The 17,476-nt window shown below is 62.4% G+C and carries 20 protein-coding genes; 10 read left to right on the top strand and 10 right to left on the bottom strand.

The genetic code is table 11. From position 1 onward, the window contains the following. Positions 1-116 precede the first annotated feature (116 nt). From BUA38_RS25295 to BUA38_RS25265, 7 genes are all read right to left on the bottom strand, one after another. Positions 117-464, bottom strand: coding sequence for a curlin repeat-containing protein (locus BUA38_RS25295; RefSeq protein WP_072822199.1), 348 nt, complete (start codon positions 462-464; stop codon positions 117-119). 105 nt (positions 465-569) lie between these two features. Beyond that, the gene (locus BUA38_RS25290; RefSeq protein WP_072822197.1) at positions 570-1,688 is read right to left on the bottom strand and encodes a cobalamin-independent methionine synthase II family protein; all 1,119 of its coding nucleotides are present in this window, start codon (positions 1,686-1,688) and stop codon (positions 570-572) included. 32 nt (positions 1,689-1,720) lie between these two features. Further along, the gene (locus BUA38_RS25285; protein ID WP_072822195.1) at positions 1,721-2,431 is read right to left on the bottom strand and encodes an ABC transporter ATP-binding protein; all 711 of its coding nucleotides are present in this window, start codon (positions 2,429-2,431) and stop codon (positions 1,721-1,723) included. Continuing rightward, a complete protein-coding gene (locus tag BUA38_RS25280) occupies positions 2,424-3,176 on the bottom strand; it encodes an ABC transporter ATP-binding protein (RefSeq protein ID WP_072822193.1) in 753 nt (250 codons plus the stop codon). Before BUA38_RS25280 ends, BUA38_RS25285 begins: the two co-directional genes overlap by 8 nt. After that, complete coding sequence (locus BUA38_RS25275; RefSeq protein WP_072822191.1) at positions 3,173-4,204, bottom strand: branched-chain amino acid ABC transporter permease; 1,032 nt, start codon at positions 4,202-4,204, stop codon at positions 3,173-3,175. The genes BUA38_RS25280 and BUA38_RS25275 overlap by 4 nt, the downstream gene beginning before the upstream one ends. A gap of 2 nt (positions 4,205-4,206) precedes the next feature. Beyond that, complete coding sequence (locus BUA38_RS25270; protein ID WP_072822189.1) at positions 4,207-5,076, bottom strand: branched-chain amino acid ABC transporter permease; 870 nt, start codon at positions 5,074-5,076, stop codon at positions 4,207-4,209. Between the two features lie 135 nt (positions 5,077-5,211). After that, positions 5,212-6,390 carry an ABC transporter substrate-binding protein gene (locus BUA38_RS25265; RefSeq protein WP_072822187.1) on the bottom strand — a complete coding sequence of 393 codons (1,179 nt, stop codon included), beginning with the start codon at positions 6,388-6,390 and terminating at the stop codon, positions 5,212-5,214. 202 nt (positions 6,391-6,592) lie between these two features. Between BUA38_RS25265 and BUA38_RS37080 the strand changes: the two genes are divergently transcribed. The 3 genes from BUA38_RS37080 (at position 6,593) to BUA38_RS25255 (ending at position 7,715) form a co-directional block, all read left to right on the top strand. After that, positions 6,593-6,760, top strand: coding sequence for a hypothetical protein (locus BUA38_RS37080; RefSeq protein WP_156898717.1), 168 nt, complete (start codon positions 6,593-6,595; stop codon positions 6,758-6,760). Positions 6,761-6,829: 69 nt separating this feature from the next. Next, positions 6,830-7,102, top strand: a complete 273-nt coding sequence (locus tag BUA38_RS25260; RefSeq protein WP_072822185.1) for a hypothetical protein — start codon at positions 6,830-6,832, stop codon at positions 7,100-7,102. 28 nt (positions 7,103-7,130) lie between these two features. Then, positions 7,131-7,715 (top strand): cation transporter, encoded by a 585-nt coding sequence (locus tag BUA38_RS25255; RefSeq protein ID WP_072822183.1) that lies wholly within the window; start codon positions 7,131-7,133, stop codon positions 7,713-7,715. Positions 7,716-7,882: 167 nt separating this feature from the next. Here the strand turns inward: BUA38_RS25255 and purU are convergent, their stop codons facing one another. Beyond that, positions 7,883-8,746 (bottom strand): formyltetrahydrofolate deformylase, encoded by an 864-nt coding sequence (gene purU / locus BUA38_RS25250; RefSeq protein WP_072822181.1) that lies wholly within the window; start codon positions 8,744-8,746, stop codon positions 7,883-7,885. Between the two features lie 132 nt (positions 8,747-8,878). Here purU and BUA38_RS25245 point away from each other — a divergent pair, with 132 nt between their 5' ends. Next, positions 8,879-9,724: a uroporphyrinogen-III synthase gene (locus tag BUA38_RS25245; protein WP_072822179.1), complete on the top strand. Its 846-nt coding sequence runs from the start codon at positions 8,879-8,881 to the stop codon at positions 9,722-9,724. A 106-nt stretch (positions 9,725-9,830) separates the two neighbouring features. Here BUA38_RS25245 and fcl read toward each other — a convergent pair whose 3' ends face one another. Next, on the bottom strand, positions 9,831-10,787 hold the full coding sequence (fcl, locus tag BUA38_RS25240) for a GDP-L-fucose synthase (protein WP_072822177.1): 957 nt from the start codon (positions 10,785-10,787) through the stop codon (positions 9,831-9,833). Further along, the gene (gmd, locus tag BUA38_RS25235) at positions 10,768-11,853 is read right to left on the bottom strand and encodes a GDP-mannose 4,6-dehydratase (RefSeq protein WP_072822175.1); all 1,086 of its coding nucleotides are present in this window, start codon (positions 11,851-11,853) and stop codon (positions 10,768-10,770) included. The genes fcl and gmd overlap by 20 nt, the downstream gene beginning before the upstream one ends. A 64-nt stretch (positions 11,854-11,917) precedes the next feature. Between gmd and BUA38_RS25230 the strand changes: the two genes are divergently transcribed. The 6 genes from BUA38_RS25230 to BUA38_RS25205 all read left to right on the top strand — a co-directional run bounded on the left by BUA38_RS25230 (position 11,918) and on the right by BUA38_RS25205 (position 17,462). Continuing rightward, positions 11,918-12,106, top strand: coding sequence for a hypothetical protein (locus BUA38_RS25230; RefSeq protein WP_072822173.1), 189 nt, complete (start codon positions 11,918-11,920; stop codon positions 12,104-12,106). A 359-nt stretch (positions 12,107-12,465) separates the two neighbouring features. Continuing rightward, positions 12,466-13,701 (top strand): branched-chain amino acid ABC transporter substrate-binding protein, encoded by a 1,236-nt coding sequence (locus BUA38_RS25225; protein ID WP_072822171.1) that lies wholly within the window; start codon positions 12,466-12,468, stop codon positions 13,699-13,701. A 74-nt stretch (positions 13,702-13,775) separates the two neighbouring features. Next, positions 13,776-14,723 carry a branched-chain amino acid ABC transporter permease gene (locus BUA38_RS25220; protein WP_072822169.1) on the top strand — a complete coding sequence of 316 codons (948 nt, stop codon included), beginning with the start codon at positions 13,776-13,778 and terminating at the stop codon, positions 14,721-14,723. Continuing rightward, positions 14,720-16,021, top strand: coding sequence for a branched-chain amino acid ABC transporter permease (locus tag BUA38_RS25215; RefSeq protein ID WP_072822167.1), 1,302 nt, complete (start codon positions 14,720-14,722; stop codon positions 16,019-16,021). The genes BUA38_RS25220 and BUA38_RS25215 overlap by 4 nt, the downstream gene beginning before the upstream one ends. Beyond that, on the top strand, positions 16,018-16,767 hold the full coding sequence (locus BUA38_RS25210; protein ID WP_072822165.1) for an ABC transporter ATP-binding protein: 750 nt from the start codon (positions 16,018-16,020) through the stop codon (positions 16,765-16,767). The genes BUA38_RS25215 and BUA38_RS25210 overlap by 4 nt, the downstream gene beginning before the upstream one ends. After that, positions 16,767-17,462, top strand: a complete 696-nt coding sequence (locus BUA38_RS25205) for an ABC transporter ATP-binding protein (protein WP_072822163.1) — start codon at positions 16,767-16,769, stop codon at positions 17,460-17,462. Before BUA38_RS25210 ends, BUA38_RS25205 begins: the two co-directional genes overlap by 1 nt. Positions 17,463-17,476: the final 14 nt, after the last annotated feature.

Genomic DNA, 17,476 nt, shown 5'->3' with positions numbered 1-17,476 from the left:
GCCGTCGCTGGACGATGATTCGCACCGCCAGGAGATCCATGAGGCCCCGATATCGACCTCATCCTTCGAGACGCCGCTTGCGCGGCTCCTCTGGATGAGGAGAAAAAGCGACCAGGTTAGTGACGTTGCGTCACGGTCGCCTGATTGCCGCTGCCGTGCTGGACGATCGAGGAAGCATTGCCGCCGCCGCTCTGGGTGACGGCAGCGAAATTATTGGTGCCGACCTGCACCACCAAAGAGGTATTGGTCGCAGGATTGGCCGCAGGCACCGCCGGCAGGCTGATCGCTTTCGGTTGCAGCGGCAGCGCGAGCATCGCCTGCGACTGCGCCGCCTTCGCTGAGCCTGCCGCGGCCTGCTCGGCCGCGATAGCCTTGCTGGTGAGTTGAGCGATGAACGCCTCGCTGGCGCCGGCCGGGCCGACCGCCATGGTCAGAAAAATGACAGATCGGATCACGACGCGCATGCGAACTCCTTCCATTTCCCGAAGGAGGATTAAGAAGTTCGCCTTAAGAATGGGTAAGGAAGCCGATCGCGGGTCGCGGATTTCATCAGGCCCGAGGTGCCGGCACTACCTGCCCCACACCTCCTGCGCCACCTCGACCGCAAGCCGCAGCTTTGCCCACTGCTCTTCTTCGGTGAGGATGTTGCCTTCCTCGGTGGAGGCAAATCCACATTGCGGCGACAGCGCGAGCTGATCGAGCGAGGTAAACTTCGCGGCCTCGTCGAGCCGGCGCTTGAGATCGTCTTTGGTTTCCAGCGCGCCGCTCTTGGAGGTGATGAGACCGGCCACCACGACCTTGTTGCCTCTCGGCAGATAACGCAGCGGCTCGAATCCGCCGGCACGTTCGCTGTCATATTCCAGGAAGTAGCCGTCGTAATTGGTGCCGGCGAGCAGCGTCTCGGCCACCGGCTCATAGCCGCCGGATGAAATCCAGGTCGATCGGAAATTGCCGCGGCAGACATGCGTCGTGACGGTCATGTCGGCCGGCCGCTCGGCGAGCGCGTAGTTGATGACGCGGGCATAGATCTGCTGAAGGCCGTCGAGGTCGTTGCCGCGCTCACGCGCCTTGTTGAGTTCCTCCTGCGAGCAGAGATAGGCCCACACGGTGTCGTCGAACTGGAGATAGCGGCAGCCCGCGTCATAGAACGCCTTCACCGCCTTGCGATAGGTTTTGGCGAGATCATGGAAGAACGCGTCGAGGTCGGGATAGGCCTGCTTCGAAATCGCGTTGCGGCCGCCGCGGAAATGCAGCACCGCGGGCGACGGGATCGTCATCTTCGGTGTGACATGCGCCGCATCGCATTTCTTCTTCAGGAATTTGAAATGCTCGAGCATCGGATGGTCGTCGGGAAAATCGAGCTGGCCGATCACGCGCACCGCCTCGTGGCGGGTCTGGACGCCGGCGAACTGAATGCCCTGTTCGGGCTGAAACATCTCGCAGCCGGTGAGCTTGGCGAGAAAATCGAAATGCCACCAGGAACGGCGGAACTCGCCGTCGGTCGCGAGCCTCAAGCCGGTCGAAGCCTGCCGGTGCACGACCTTCTCGATCTCGATGTCCTCGGCCTTGCGCAACTCCTCCGCCGTGATCTCGCCCTTTTCGAGTTTGGCGCGGGCTTCCTTGATGCGCTGCGGCCGCAACAGGCTGCCGACCTCGTCGGCGCGGAACGGAGGTTTGGTTCGTTGCATGGTTTTTCTCCTCGCAGGGCCGTTCAAAGACGTCACGACTTGCCGGCGACACCCAGAAACCGCTCGAGCGCCGAAGCATCGGCCTTCAGGGCGCTGCTCGCCGCGTCGTGCACGATCGCACCACGTTCCAATATCACGGCGCGGTCGGCAAGCCCCAGAATCTTCCGGGCGTTCTGTTCGACAATGATCGAACAGATGCCGCTCGACCGGGTGATGGTGCCGAGCGCCCGCAACAATTCCTCGACAATGATCGGCGCGAGCCCTTCGGTCGGCTCGTCCAACAGAAGCACCTTCGGATTGAGGGTCAAGGCGCGGCCGACCGCCAACATCTGTTGCTCGCCGCCGGAAAGCTGGTTGCCGAAATTGCTCCGCCGCTCTTTCAGGCGCGGAAACATCTCGTAGATCTTTTCGACGGTCCATGGCCCCGGCTGCGCTACGGCGGTCATGTTCTCTTCCACCGTGAGCGAGCGGAAAATATTGCGCTCCTGCGGCACCCAGCCGATGCCGGCGCGCGCCCGCTGATCGGGCCGCATCGCGGTCAAATCGCGCCCCCCAAGCGCGACCTTGCCGCCGAACCGCCGCGTCACGCCCACGATCGAATTGATCAGCGTGGTCTTGCCGGTGCCGTTGCGGCCGAGCAGCGCCAGCACTTCGCCCTCCGCGAGACGCAGCGTCATATCGGGCAGCACCACGGCCTCGCCGTAGCCGGCGCGCAGATTTTCGATCGAAAGGAGGTCAGCCATCGGCGCCCTCCCCGAGATAGACAGCCTTCACTTGGCTGTCGCGCGCCACTTCGTCGGGCGCGCCCTCCACCAGCATGGCGCCATTGACCAGCACCGAAATCCGGTCGGCAAAGGAAAACACCAGATCCATGTCGTGCTCGATCAGGAGCACGGTGACGTCGCGCGGCAGGCTCGCAACTGCGGCCAGAATATCGTGACGCTCGCTTTCGGGAACGCCGGCGGCGGGCTCGTCCAGCAGCAGCACGCGCGGTTTGGTCGCGATCGCAACCGCGATTTCGAGCAGCCGCTGCTTGCCGTAAGGCAGCGTTGCCGTCGGCTCGTTCATGACGTCGGTAAGATGAAAGCGTTCGAGGTTTTCGGCGATCTCGGCATTGACGTCGCTGCGCGTGCCCATCACGCGCCACCAGTCACCGCCACGGCCAAGCCGCTCGGAGACCGCAAGCCCGATGGTCTCGATCGGCGTCAGATCGGGATAGAGCTGGTTGATCTGGAAGGTGCGCGACAGCCCCCGCAGCACGCGGCCATGCACGGTGACGTCCGTGATGTCGTTGCCTTCCAGCAAAATCCGCCCGCCGTTTGGCCGCAACACGCCGGTCAGAAGATTGATCACGGTGGTCTTGCCGGCGCCGTTCGGGCCGATCAAGGCGTGGCGGGCTCCTTGCGCGATCTTCAGCGAGAGGTCGCGTGTGACCTTGAGCCCGCCGAACTGCTTTGCCAGGCCTCTGGTTTCAAGCGCCGGTGTCATGAGGCATCGCTCTCGGGAACGGCGACCGCGGCCTTGCTGCCGGCGAATTGCCGGATCACCCAATTCGGCACGAACAGCACCCAGCGATGCAGCCGCGCGCGTCCGATCAGCACGATCACGACCAGCACCAGCCCGATCCAGAACAGCCAGTATTGCGGCGTGATCATCTGGAACAGTTCCTGCAACATCTTGAACACCACGGCGCCAATCAGGCCGCCATAGAGATAGCCGGTGCCGCCGATGACAAGCACCAGCATCAGGTCGGCCGAGCGCTCGAAGGCAAAGACATCGAGTGAGGCGAGCTGCGTGGTCTGCGTGAACAGGGCTCCCGCAATGCCGGCATAGAACGAGGCCAGCGTATAGACCGCGATCAGGCGGCGATTGACGGGCACGCCGACGGCCGCCGCGCGCAACGGATTGTTCTTGATGGCTCGTAGCGAAAGCCCGAACGGCGAATGCACGATCCGCCGCGCCAGCAGAAACAGCACGAACAGCACCGCGAGCGCATAGAAGAAGCCGACCTTGCCGAAAATATCGAAGGAAAAGTACCCAAGGATCGGCGCCATCTCGATGCCTTGAAGCCCGTCGGTGCCGCCGGTGATGTTGGAGTAACGCTCCGCCAGCGCCTCCAGCAGAAGCGCGATGCCGAGCGTCACCATCAACCGCGTCAGATCGACGCCGCGAATGACGAGAAAGCTCGTCACGAAGCCGACCACCGTCGCGGCGAGGCCGGCCACCACCAGCGCAACTACAGGCTCGGTGACGATGCCATGCACCGAGAGCAGGCCCGCGCTATAGGCGCCGACGCCGAAGAAGGCCGCGTGTCCAAGCGACACGATGCCGGCGTAACCCAGGATCAGATCGAGCGAGAGCGCAAACAAGGCCAGCCGCACGATGTCGGTCATGATCAGGTAGCGCGAGGGAAACAGAAACGCGCAGGAAAGTGCCAGGCACCAGAACACGATCTCGCCCCAGTGCCATTTGGCATGGGCTTTGGCGATGGCGCCGATGTCGGAAGACGCACTCATATTCAACGCGCCGCGGTACGGCCGAACAGGCCGTTGGGACGCCAGATCAGGATCACGATCATGATGGTGTAAATCACGAACGGGCCCATCTTCGGCACGTAATACTTGCCCGCGACGTCGCCGATGCCGAGCAAGAGCGACGCCAGGAACGGTCCGGTGATCGAGGAAGAGCCGCCGACCGTGACCACGATCAAAAAGTAGATCATGAATTTTAGCGGGAAATACGGATCGAGCCCGAGGATTTCGGCGCTCAGCGCGCCACCCAATCCGGCGAGGCCACATCCGAAGGCAAACGTAAAGGCAAAAACCTGCGGCACGTTGATGCCAAGCCCGCTCGCCGCGCGCGGATCGTCGACCGCGGCGCGCAGGCGGCTGCCAAAGCGCGTACGCGCCAAGATGAGCTGTAACAGCGCCGTCAGCAGGCCGCAGATCACCACGATCATCAGCCGGTAGCGGCCGATGCCGACCCCGAACACGTCGAGCTGACCTTCCAGCACCGAAGGCAGCTGAATGAACACCCGCGACGAACCCATGATGTAATCGACCGCGGCGACCGACATGAAGACAAGGCCGATCGAGAACAGCACCTGATCGAGATGGCTTCGGGTATAGAGATGGCGATAAAGCGTGCGCTCCAGCGCCGCGCCAATCAGGCTACTGCCGACAAAGGCGAGCGGAAGCGCCGCAAAGAACGGCCAGCCCTGCCGGTTGACCAGCACCGCGCAGATATAGCCGCCGGTCATCGCAAACGCGCCATGCGCGAGATTGACGAAATTCATCAAGCCGAGCGTCACGGCCAGCCCGCACGCCAGCACGAACAGCAACATGCCGTAGGCGACGCCGTCGAACAGGATGGTGAGGATCGTGGTCATCGGATCGAACGCGCCCCTACAAGACAATCGTCATTCCGGGGCAGCGCCCCAGCGCTGAGCCCGGAATCCATTTCAACAATTTCGAGATCCCGGGTTCACGGGCTTCGCCCGCGCCCCGGGATGACTCCTTCGGAGTCACTTCTTGGTCTTGCCGGAATCCTTCACCGCCTCGAAGGTCGCGAATTCGACGTTGTAGAGCTCGCCGTCGACCTTCTCGACCTTGCGGACATAGACGTTCTGGACGATGTCGCGCGTCTCCGGATCGATCGAGATCGGGCCGCGCGGGCTTTCCCACTTCATGCCCTTCATGGCTTCGATCAAGGAATCGCCGTCGGTCTTGCCGCCGGTCTTCTTCAGCGCCTCATAGATCAGATTGATGCCGTCATAGCCGCCGACCGCCATGAAGCCCGGCCGCTGGTTGTAGGCTTTCTTGTAGGCGGCGACGAATTCCTTGTTCATCGCGGAAGGATGCGCGGCCGAATAGATGTGCGCGGTGACGGTGCCGAGCACCGCGTCGCCCATGTCCTTGAGCACGTCGTCGTCGGTGACGTCGCCCGGGCCGATCACCTTGATGCCGGCCTTGTCGAGCCCGCGCTCGGCATATTGCTTCATGAAGTTGCCGCCCTGCCCCGCCGGTACGAACACGAACATGGCGTCGGGCTTGGCATCCTTCATCCGTTGCAGGAACGGCGCGAAGTCGGGATTGGCGAGCGGCGTCTTGACCTCCTCGACGATCGTCCCGCCTCCGGCGATGAAATGCTCCTTGAAGAAGTTCAGCGCGTCATTGCCCGGCGCGTAGTCGGAGGTCAGCGTCGCAACCTTCTTGATGCCGTTCTTCACCGCCCAGTCCGCGATGATGGTGGAGGATTGCGCCAGCGTGAAGCTGGTGCGCACGATATAGGGCGAGCGCTCGGTGATGATCGAGGTGCCGGCCGCCATCACGACCTCGGGCACTTTCGCTTGCGTAGCGAGCGGCGCCACCGCGAACGCCGCCGGCGTAACGCCCATGCCCGCGATTACGGCGACCTTGTCGTTGACGATCAACTCCTGCGCCAGACGCTTGGTGTTGTCCGGCACCGTCGCATCGTCCTTGAGGATGACTTCTACCTTCTTGCCGGCGACGGTGTCGCCGTGCTGCTGCATGTAGAGCTTCACGGCATTGTTGATCTGGATGCCGGTCGAGGCCTGGCCGCCGGTCATCGGCACGACCAGACCGATCTTCACGACTTCCTGCGCCATCAGCGGCAGCGGAGAAAGCACGCCTGCGGCGACGACCGCGCCGGCCGCGAGCAAGAGGTGACGACGAACGAGCATGAACGTTTCTCCCTGACCGGTTATCCCCGAAGACGGTGCTTCGGTCTTTAAGCGTTAGAAGGCATCGGTTGCGTTGCCCTCGTCAATTGAACGAAGGGTGCGCCGTCCAAATCTTTCAGCCTCACGTCCCCCACGCGTCTAATTTCGACGCGACCACACTATGGTGCCATGGTACTGTCAACCGCGCAGGGTCGAGGCAGCCGTGACGATCCATGATTTTCGGCGAGAAGCCGCGGCCTCTTTGTCCGCTTCCCTGCTCGACCGTTATTTGTACGAATGTACAAATAAGCTGGTCTTGTCAACAAAAAGTGCCGAGCGGGAAAACATCAAAGGCTGCGGCCAGTTGGCCTTTGATCCCGGCGCGGCGTAAACCGGGTTGCGGCCGTGAAGCAGCCGCAAATCCATCTTTTTTAAAGGCGATAGCCCTACCGTCCAGTTCATGTCACGCATTGCCCGCCATATCACCCTGATTGCCGCGTTCGCGCTGGCGGGAACGATCCTTGGCGGCTGTTCGTCGATCAACGAGCGGCTTACGCCCGCCGTCAGCGACGCGATCCCGCAATGGGCCGGCGGCCTGCCGAAGGACGTGCCGCCCCGGCGCGGCACGCCGGAATACGATGCCTACATGAAAGAGCAGGAGCGCAAGCGACTTGAGCCTGCGCCCACCAACGCCAATGCAGCGGCGCCAGCGCAGCTCGAGCCGGTGCATTAGAACCTCGCCGCAAGCAGCTGATAGCGACATGGCCAGTTCAGCTCTCCGCCGGGCGGTTACGATTGTCGCTCTCGCGAACCTCGCCTATTTCGGGATCGAGTTCACGGTAGCTCTCTCGATCGGATCGGTCTCACTGTTCGCGGACTCAGTCGATTTTCTCGAGGACGCGTCGGTCAATTTCCTGATTTTGGCGGCACTGGGCTGGTCGGCGAGGTCTCGCGCCCGCGTTGGCATGGCCATGGCCGCGATCCTTCTCATACCGGCAGTCGCAACGATCTGGACCGCTTGGCAGAAGCTCACCGTGCCCGCCGCGCCGGAACCGTTTGCACTGTCGTTGACCGGCCTCGGTGCCCTTGTCGTCAATCTGAGCTGTGCGTTCCTGCTCGCGCGGTTTCGTCATCACCGCGGAAGCCTGACCAAGGCTGCCTTCCTGTCCGCCCGTAACGACGCGATTGCGAACGTGGCAATCGTGGGCGCGGGACTGGTCACGGCCTTCCTGTGGCCATCAGCGTGGCCCGACCTGATTGTCGGGTTCGGCATTGCCATCATGAACACCGATGCGGCGCGTGAGGTATGGACCGCCGCCCGGGAAGAGCACCGCGCCGCAGCCTAGTGTCCGGGTTCTGACATTCGTATTCTATCGCAGCTGGCACTTTTACGAATGTCAGAACCCAAGGGACACTAGCAACCATAATTATTCTAGTGTGGCTTTGACTCTGACGTTCCTTCGAAGAGCTCGCGGCGACGCTGAAAGGAACGTCAGAGTCGCCACACTGGCCCTCAATCCATGAACACCACGGTCTTGCGGCCATTGAGGATCACGCGATCCTCCAGATGATGCCGCACGGCGCGCGCCAGCACGCGGCGCTCGATGTCGCGGCCCTTGCGCACGAGATCGTCGGGCGTGTCGCGATGGCTGATGCGCTCGACGTCCTGATCGATGATCGGTCCCTCGTCGAGGTCGCGGGTGACGTAATGCGCGGTGGCGCCGATCAGCTTGACGCCGCGCTCATGCGCCTGATGATAGGGTCGCGCGCCCTTGAAGCCCGGCAAAAACGAATGATGGATGTTGATGCAGCGCCCCGAAAGCTTCGACGACATCTCATCCGACAGAATCTGCATGTAGCGCGCGAGCACGACGAGATCGGTTTTCGTCGCCTGCACCAGATCCCAGATCGCAGCCTCCTGCGCGGCCTTGGTCTCCCTGGTGACCGGCAAGTGGTGAAACGGGATGTCGCCGAAATCGAGGCTCGCATAGGTCTCGCGCGGATGGTTGGAGACGATGGCGGTCGGGTCCATCGCAAGTTCGCCGGTGCGCCAGCGATACAGGATGTCGGCCAGGCAATGATCGGATTTGGACACCAGCAGCATCACGCGGCGGCGGCCGGCGCGATCGCGCATCTGCCACTCCATGCCGAAGCGGTCGGCAATCGCGGTGAAGCCGGTTTGCAGCGCTGAAAGCCCGACCGCCAGATCGGCGGCGTTGAACACCACCCGCATGAAAAAATGTCCGGTCTCGACATCGTTGAACTGCTGGGCATCGAGAATGTTCTGTCCGTTATGGGCCAGAAAGGTCGACACGGCAGAGACGATGCCCGGCCGATCCGGGCAGGAGAGCGTCAGGACGAATTGATGATCGGGCATGGCGGCCGTGATGAGAGTTTGAGTGGAACACACGATTGGCTTTGCTCTATCACCCACAACGATCTTGCGCCAATCCTGAGAGCGGTATCAAGATGAACAAACTGAAGGCGGCGTAAACCGGGATATCAAATCATGCCTGATCGATTGAACGGCTACCGCATCCTGATCCTGGAAACGCGCGAGGAGGCCCAGTTTTCGAAGCTTCTCACCGAGCAAGGCGCCGACGTGCTGCAATGCCCGATGTTCACGATCAACGATCTGCCCGATCCGGCTCCGGTCGAAGCCTGGATTCGCGGAGCGATCGAGCGCCCGTTCGACGATCTCGTGCTGATGACCGGCGAAGGCCTGCGGCGGTTGGTCAAAGCGGCGCGGAAAATTGCGCTGGATCAGGATTTCATCGCTGCGCTCAAAGGCGCTCGCACGTTTGCGCGCGGGCCAAAACCCGGACGCGCGCTGCGCGAGATCGGCCTTGAGCCGCAGCTGACGACGGAGAAGCCGACGTCTGACGGCGTCATCGAGATGCTGTCGCGCGCCGATCTCAAAGGCCATCGCATCGGCGTGCAGCTCTACCCGGACAAGGACCACGGCGCGCTGCTTGGCGCCATCGCAGCCCGGGGCGCGACCGCCATTCCGGTGACGCCTTATGTCTACGACATCAGCGCCGCCGACAGCCATATCGTTACCGCGATCGAGGAAATGGCCCGAGAACACGTCGATGCGATGGCGCTGACCAATCTCGGGCAGATTCGCCGCCTGATCGAGGTGGCGCGCACACACGGCCTGGAAGCGCGCCTGCGCGAGGGGCTCGCAAAAACGCCGATCGCCTCGGTGGGCCCTGCGGTGTCCGATGAGCTTAAATCACACGGCCTGTCGGCTGCGATTTATCCGGCGAACGATGCGTTCTTCATGAAGCCGCTGATTTCGGCGATGGCGGTGGAATTGGCGAAGAAGAAGCCGCGATCGAGGACGTCAAAGTAAGCTGTCATTGCGAGCGCAAGCGAAGCAATCCAGTCAGCGCGAAAGCAATCTGGATTGCTTCGTCGCTCCCGCTCCTCGCAATGACGGCCGGGGTGTCGTTCGCGGCTTACTCCGCCGCCTGCATGTGCTCGCGCAGATAGGCCTGGTAGGCGCGCCTGATCCCGTCTTTGAGCGAGGTGCTCGCCCGCCAGCCAAGTTGCGCGAGCCTGGAAACATCGAGCAATTTTCGCGGCGTTCCGTCGGGCTTCGAGTGATCGTAGCTGATCGTGCCGGTATAGCCGACGGCGTCGGCCACCACGCGGGCGAATTCGGCGATCGAGATGTCCTCACCGGTCCCGATATTGACGAGTTCGTCGCTCGAATACGTCTTCATCAGGTGGACGCAGGCATCCGCAAGATCATCGACATAGAGAAACTCGCGCCGCGGTGTTCCGGTGCCCCACACCACGACGTTGGCAGCGCCCGTCACTTTCGCCTCGTGAAAGCGGCGGATCAGCGCGGCAACCACGTGGCTGTACTCGGGGTGATAGTTGTCGCCGGGGCCATAGAGATTGGTCGGCATCACGCTGATGAAGTCGCTGCCATACTGGCTGCGATAGGCTTCCGCCATCTTGATGCCGGCGATCTTGGCAATGGCATAAGGCTCGTTGGTGATTTCCAATGGCCCGGTCAGCATCGAATCCTCGCGCAGCGGCTGCGGCGCAAGTTTCGGATAGATGCAGGACGACCCCAGAAACATCAATTTCTCGGCGCCGCTCATATGCGCGGCATGGATCACCGTGGTGGCCTGGACCAGGTTGTCGTAGATGAACTCGGCGCGCAGCGTGTTGTTGGCGACGATGCCGCCGACTTTGGCCGCGGCGAAAAACACGGCCTGCGGGCGGTTCTTCGCAAACCAGTCGAACACGGCCGCCTGATTGCGCAAATCCATTTCGGCGCGCGGAACCGTGAGAAGCTCGACCCCTTCGGAAGCGAGCCGGCGCACCAAGGCGCTGCCGACCATGCCGCGATGGCCGGCGACATAGACGCGCTTGCCTTTCAGATCAAACGGCGTGCTTGCCATTGGCTATCTCGCGCCGTGCAATTTCGAGGTCGCCCGCGACCATCTGCTTGACGAGATCGGCGAGGCTCGTCTGCGCCTTCCAACCGAGTTTCTTGAACGCCTTAGAGGGGTCGCCGATCAGAAGATCGACCTCCGTCGGGCGGAAATACTGCGGATCGATGCAAACGACGGTCTTGCCGGATTTCCGGTCGATGCCGGTTTCGTCGACGCCCTTGCCCCGCCACTCGATCGCGCCGCCGACTTCCTTGAACGCCAGTTCGACGAATTCGCGCACCGAACGCGTCTCGCCGGTGGCCAGTACGAAATCGTCAGGCGTATCGGCCTGGAGGATCTTGTGCATGCCGACGACATAATCCTTGGCATGGCCCCAGTCGCGCTTGGCGTCGAGGTTGCCGAGATAAAGCGTCTGTTCGAGGCCGGTCTCGATGCGGGCGACCGCGCGGGTGATTTTGCGGGTGACGAAGGTCTCGCCCCGGATCGGGCTCTCGTGGTTGAACAGGATACCGTTGCTGGCGAACATGCCGTAGGCCTCGCGGTAGTTCACCGTGATCCAGTAGCCGTAGAGCTTCGCCGCCGCATAGGGCGAGCGCGGATAGAACGGCGTGGTCTCCCGCTGCGGAACTTCCTGCACCAGGCCGTAAAGTTCCGAGGTCGAAGCCTGGTAGAAGCGGGTCTCTTTCTCCATGCCGAGAATGCGGATCGCCTCGAGCAGGCGAAGCACGCCGATCGCGTCCGCATTGGCGGTATATTCCGGGCTCTCGAAAGAGACGGCGACGTGGCTCTGGGCGGCGAGATTGTAGATTTCGGTCGGTCTGATCTGCTGCACCAGACGGATCAGGTTGGTCGAATCCGTCATGTCGCCGTAATGCATCAAAAACGGCACGTTCCCGGTGTGCGGATCCTCATAGAGGTGGTCGACGCGGGCGGTATTGAAGGAGGACGACCGCCGCTTGATGCCGTGCACAGTATAGCCGAGGCCGAGCAGATATTCGGCGAGATAGGCGCCGTCCTGCCCCGTCACGCCCGTGATCAACGCTACGCGCTGCTTCGCATCCTGAGCCGTCATTCTACCTCCTGAGGGACCGGGAGCCCTTAGCATTCGCCCTCATCGAAGTCTAATGCAAAACAGGATGGAAAATCAGGCCCATAGTCACGGTATTGCAGGATTTGGTTACTCGCGGAGGCTTGCGCGGCGCCGGCTGATCGGCTCGATCATCCGCCCCCGGTCAAGGCTGCACGACGACGTGATCGAGCGCCAAACTGGATGGATGGCGCTGATACATGGCGGTGCAGGCGGCTTCAATCAATATGCCCTGTGAAGAGCGCGGTATCGAACAAGAGGACCGACAGGCGATTGTCCGTTAACCTTCGATCGCTTTCAGCCTTGTGGGCTCCTTGTCGGCTTCCTGGCGAGATCGATCGCCGTTCGGATGTAGGCGCCGGAAGTCGCCGTAACAGTTCAGGCGAGCCGATCGCAGTTAACAGGCTGGCCGCAACCCTGCCGGCGAAAGTATCCCCAAGGCGGGTCCAATACCGGCCGCGCGCCGGGCTTGCGGCCTTCAAAGCCTTGGCCCACAATTGCTCCCAAAACAGGGCCCTGAGATCACTGGACTAGATGTCGTTCCAGCGGCCAGACCTTCAAAAATCACCCAAGAAAACGAACTCCGGGAGGACGGACATGCGCAAATTCATGATTGCGGCAGCGTTTGCACTGCCAATGCTTGGCGGTGCTGCGATGGCGCAGGAAACCCTGAAGATCGGTTACATCGATCCGTTGTCGGGCGGCGGCGCCAGCGTCGGCGAAGTCGGCCTCAAGACATTCCAGTTTCTGGCCGACGAATTGAACGCCAAGGGCGGCATTCAGGGCAAGAAGGTCGAGATCGTCCCGCTCGACAACAAGACCAATCCGCAGGAAAGCCTGATCCAGGCGCAGAAGGCGATCGACGCCGGCGTGCGCTTCCTCACCCAGGGCAACGGCTCCTCGGTTGCGGGTGCGTTGTCGGATTTCGTGACCAAATACAACGAACGCAACCCCGGCAAGGAAGTGCTCTACTTCAATTACGCCGCGGTCGACCCTGCTCTCACCAATGCCAAATGCAGCTTCTGGCATTTCCGCTGGGATGCGAATTCCGACATCAAGATGGAAGCGTTGACCAACTACATGAAGTCGACGCCCTCGATCAAAAACGTCTACCTGATCAACCAGGACTATTCGTTCGGCGAGGCGGTACGGACCGCTGCCAAGTCGATGCTGGCGGCCAAGCGGCCCGACATCAAGATCGTCGGCGACGAATTGCACCCGCTGCTCAAGATCACCGACTTCGCGCCGTATATTGCGAAAATCAAGGCGTCCGGCGCCGACACCGTCGTTACCGGCAATTGGGGCCAGGATTTCGCGCTGCTGTTGAAGGCGGCCGCCGACGCCGGACTGAAAGTGAACTGGTACACGTATTACGCCGGCGGCACCGGTGGGCCGACGGCCATCAAGCAGGCCAATCTCAATCACCAGGTATTCCAGGTCAACGAAGGTATCCCGAACGAGGACAATGCGCCGGCGCAGCAATTCGAAAAGGCGCTGCGGGCGAAATATGACTTCAGCCTGTTCTATCCCCGCGCCGTCAACGAAATGCGCATGCTGGCGGCCGCCGCCGACAAGGCTAAGTCGACCGACCCGGTGAAGGTCGCGCTGGTGCTCGAAGGCATGGAGTTCGACGTCTTCAACAGCGGCAAGGGCGTCATGAGGAAGGACGATCACCAGTTCTTCCAGCCGATCTATATCTCCTCGCTCGGCGAGCGCACCGAAAAGGAGCCGTTCGACGAGGAGAAGACCGGCTGGGGCTGGAAGCTTGTCGCCAAAATCGACACGCCCGCCACCACGCTTCCGACCACCTGCAAGATGGAACGGCCGAACTAGCCGTTCGCGCGCGTCAAGCGTCTGTCCCGAACACCATCGGGACGGACGCGCCTCGTAATTTCAGGTGGTGCGTCTTGCTTGAACTGATCGTCATATCCACGCTCAACGGCGTCCTGTTCGGGATGCTGCTGTTCTTGATGGCCAGCGGCCTGACCGTGATCTTCAGCATGCTCGGCGTGCTGAACTTCGCTCATGCCAGCTTCTACATGCTCGGCGCCTTCTTCGGATTCCAGATCAGCCGCTGGCTGGGCTTCTGGCCGGCACTCGTGATCGCGCCGCTATTGGCGGGTGCGATCGGCGCAGGCGTCGAACGCTTCGGGCTGCGCCGCGTCCACCGCAACGGCCACGTCGCCGAGCTATTGTTCACGTTTGGCCTCGCCTTCGTCATCGAAGAGATCGTCCAGATCATCTGGGGCAAGAGCCCGGTCGATTTCCGCGTTCCTGCGCTTCTGGACTTCCCCGCCTTCACGATTTTCTCGACCAACTATCCCGCCTACAAGATGTTCATGTTGCTGGTGTCGATCGCGATCTTCGCGGGGCTGTTGATCGTCCTGAAGAAGACGCGGATCGGGTTGATCGTTCAGGCAGCCCTGACGCATCCGCACATGGTGGCCCATCTCGGCCACAATGTCGGGCGCATCTTCATGCTGGTGTTCGGCGTCGGCACTGCGCTTGCCGCGGTCGCGGGCGTGATCGCGGGACCCGCGCTGGTGACGCAATCCAACATGGCCGGCCTGCTCGGTCCCATTCTGTTCGTGGTCGTCGTGGTCGGCGGTCTCGGATCGCTGCCCGGCGCCTTCATCGCCTCGTTGCTGATCGGCCTGGTGCAGACCTTCGCCGTCTCCATGAACGGTTCGCTCGCCGGTGCGTTCGGTCCACTCAGCCCTGACTACGCCTCGACCTGGCTGGCCGACATCTGGGGCGTCACGATCGCCCAGATCGCCCCGATCATGCCCTACGTGTTGCTGGTGTTGATCCTGATCTTCCGCCCGATTGGCCTGCTCGGGACGCGCGACACATGAGTGACATCGCTTCAGCCGTCGCGCCGTCGCTGCCTTCCGTCGCCGACAAACTGAAATTCTACGGCCTGTGGCTCGTCACCGCCGCCGTGCTTGTGCTGCTGCCGTATGTCTTCGGCTCCGGTGGCTCGCTGACGACGTTCTGTCTGATCGGCATCTCCATCATCTTCTCCCTGTCCTACAACATCCTGCTCGGCCAGACCGGGATGCTGTCGTTCGGGCATGCGGTCTATTACGGCCTCGGCGGCTTCCTGGCGATCCACGCCATCAACATCATCGGCGCCAACAAGCTGCCGATCCCGCTGCCGATCGTGCCCCTGATCGGCGGGCTGACCGGATTATTGTTTGCCGCCCTGCTCGGCTGGGTCTCGACCCAGCGTTCTGGAACGGCGTTCGCCATGATCTCGCTCGGCGTCGCCGAACTGATCGCTTCCTCCGCGCTGATCCTGCGCACCTTCTTCGGCGGCGAGGCCGGCGTCTCCGCCAACCGCACCAAGCTCCTGAAAGTGTTCGGCTGGAGTTTCGGCCCGCAAATCCAGATCTATTATCTGGTGGCCGCCTGGACGCTGATTGCGGTCGTTGCGATATATGCGCTGACCCGCACGCCGTTGGGGCGCATGTGCAACGCCGTGCGCGATAACCCCGAGCGCGTCCAGTTCGTCGGGTACGATCCCCACACGGTGCGTTATTTCGCTTTCTGCTTCGCCGGATTCTTCGCCGGCATCGCGGGCGGGCTCGCGGCGATCAATTTCGAGATTGCGAACTCCGCCTATCTCGGCGCGGCCCAATCGGGCACGGTGCTGTTCGCCGCCTATATCGGCGGCATCGGATTTTTCATCGGCCCGATCGTCGGCGCAGTCTTCGTCACCTTCCTGTCGCTCGGTCTCAGCGACCTGACGCAGGTATGGCAACTCTATTTCGGCCTGATCTTCATGGTCGTCGTCCTGTTCGCGCCCGGCGGCATCACCGGCCTCCTGATGATGCACCGTCCGCTGGTCCGGGCTGGCACGCTGTTGAAGGTCGTGCCGAGCTACCTGATCGCGCTTGTGCCGACACTGGCGATGGTCGCCGGACTTGTGATCGCGATCGAGACCATTGTGCATTACACCGTCAATCCCGGCGACGACTCCCACATCAAGGCGTTCGGCGTCGGCTTCGATGCCGCGAGCCCTTTCGTGTGGGGCCTGTCGGCCATCCTCCTGATCGGCGGCTATGCGGTCGCGCGCACGACCTGGCGCCGGATCGGGCAGGCCTGGAGCGAGGCTACCACTGTGGCGCGTGACAAGGCAGGCGCCGCATGACCCCAGCCATCGAATTGCGCGCCGTCGAAAAGAGTTTCGGCAACATCAAGATCATCCGCAACATCACGCTCAGCGTCGCGCAAGGTGAACGCCACGCGCTGATCGGCCCCAATGGCGCCGGCAAATCGACCACCTTCAACCTGATCAGCGGGTACACAAAGCCGACAACGGGCAGCGTTCTGCTCCACGGCGAGGTGATTTCGGGCCTGCCGCCCTATCAGATCAACCGCCGGGGGTTGTCGCGCAGTTTCCAGGTCACCAACGTCTTCGCCAATATGAGCGTGTGGGAAAACCTGCGCTGCGCGGTGCTGTGGTCGATGGGCCAGCGCTACGCGTTCTGGAAGAACATCGACAATCTGCCCGAGGTGCGCGAGCGGACCGCAGAAATCCTCGCCGACATCGAGCTGACGGCGCGGCGCGATGTCCCGGCAGGCCTTTTGACTTACGCCGAGCAGCGGGCGCTCGAGATCGGCATCACCGTCGCCGGCCGCGCCGCCGTCATTCTGCTCGACGAGCCGACTGCCGGCATGAGCAGGGCCGAGACCGAACGCGCGGTGGCGCTGATCCGACGCCTCACCGAAGGCCGAACGCTTCTGATCGTCGAGCACGATATGAGCGTGGTGTTTGGTCTGGCCGACCGGATTTCGGTTCTGGTCTACGGTCAGATCATCGCCTCGGGAACCCCGGAGGAAATCCGCAACAACCCGAAGGTCAAGGAAGCCTATCTCGGCGAGGAGGCAGCCTGATGTTGCAAGTCGCCGACCTGCACGCCTATTACGGCAAGAGCCACATCCTCCAGGGCGTCGATATGCATATCGACGCCGGCGAGGTCGTGAGCCTGTTGGGGCGGAACGGCGTCGGACGTTCCACGACCGTCAAGGCGATCATGGGCGAAGTCCCCCCGCAAGGTTCGATCCAGTTCAAGGGCCGCGACATAGCGGGCCTGCCGAGCTACCGGATCGCGCGCCTCGGCCTCGGCTACGTGCCGGAGCACCGCGATATCTTTGCCAGCCTGACCGTGCGGCAGAACCTGCTGCTCGGCGTCAAGGATACCTCCAGCCCCGGCAAATGGCGGCTCGAGGACATGCTCGAAATGTTCCCCAACCTCGCCGCGCGGGCCGACACCGCCGCCGGCGTACTTTCGGGTGGCGAAAAGCAGATGCTGACGATCTGCCGCACCCTGATGGGCGACCCCGAACTGATCATGATCGACGAGCCGACCGAGGGGCTCGCGCCCTTGATCGTGCAGCAGGTCGGCGACCTCATTGCCGAAATCGCCCGCCGCGGGGTCGCGATCCTGCTGGTCGAGCAAAAGCTCTCGATTGCGATGCGGATATCCCACCGCGTCTATGTGATGGGACACGGCCGGATCGTCTTTGAAGGCACACCCGACCAGCTCAACGCCAATCCTGCCGTCCGCAAGGAATGGCTGGAGGTTTAAGGCGCCCGCTGCAA

Origin of the sequence: Bradyrhizobium erythrophlei (assembly GCF_900142985.1) — a bacterium.
Lineage (GTDB): Bacteria > Pseudomonadota > Alphaproteobacteria > Rhizobiales > Xanthobacteraceae > Bradyrhizobium > Bradyrhizobium erythrophlei_B.
This window is presented reverse-complemented; position numbering and strand designations above follow the sequence as displayed.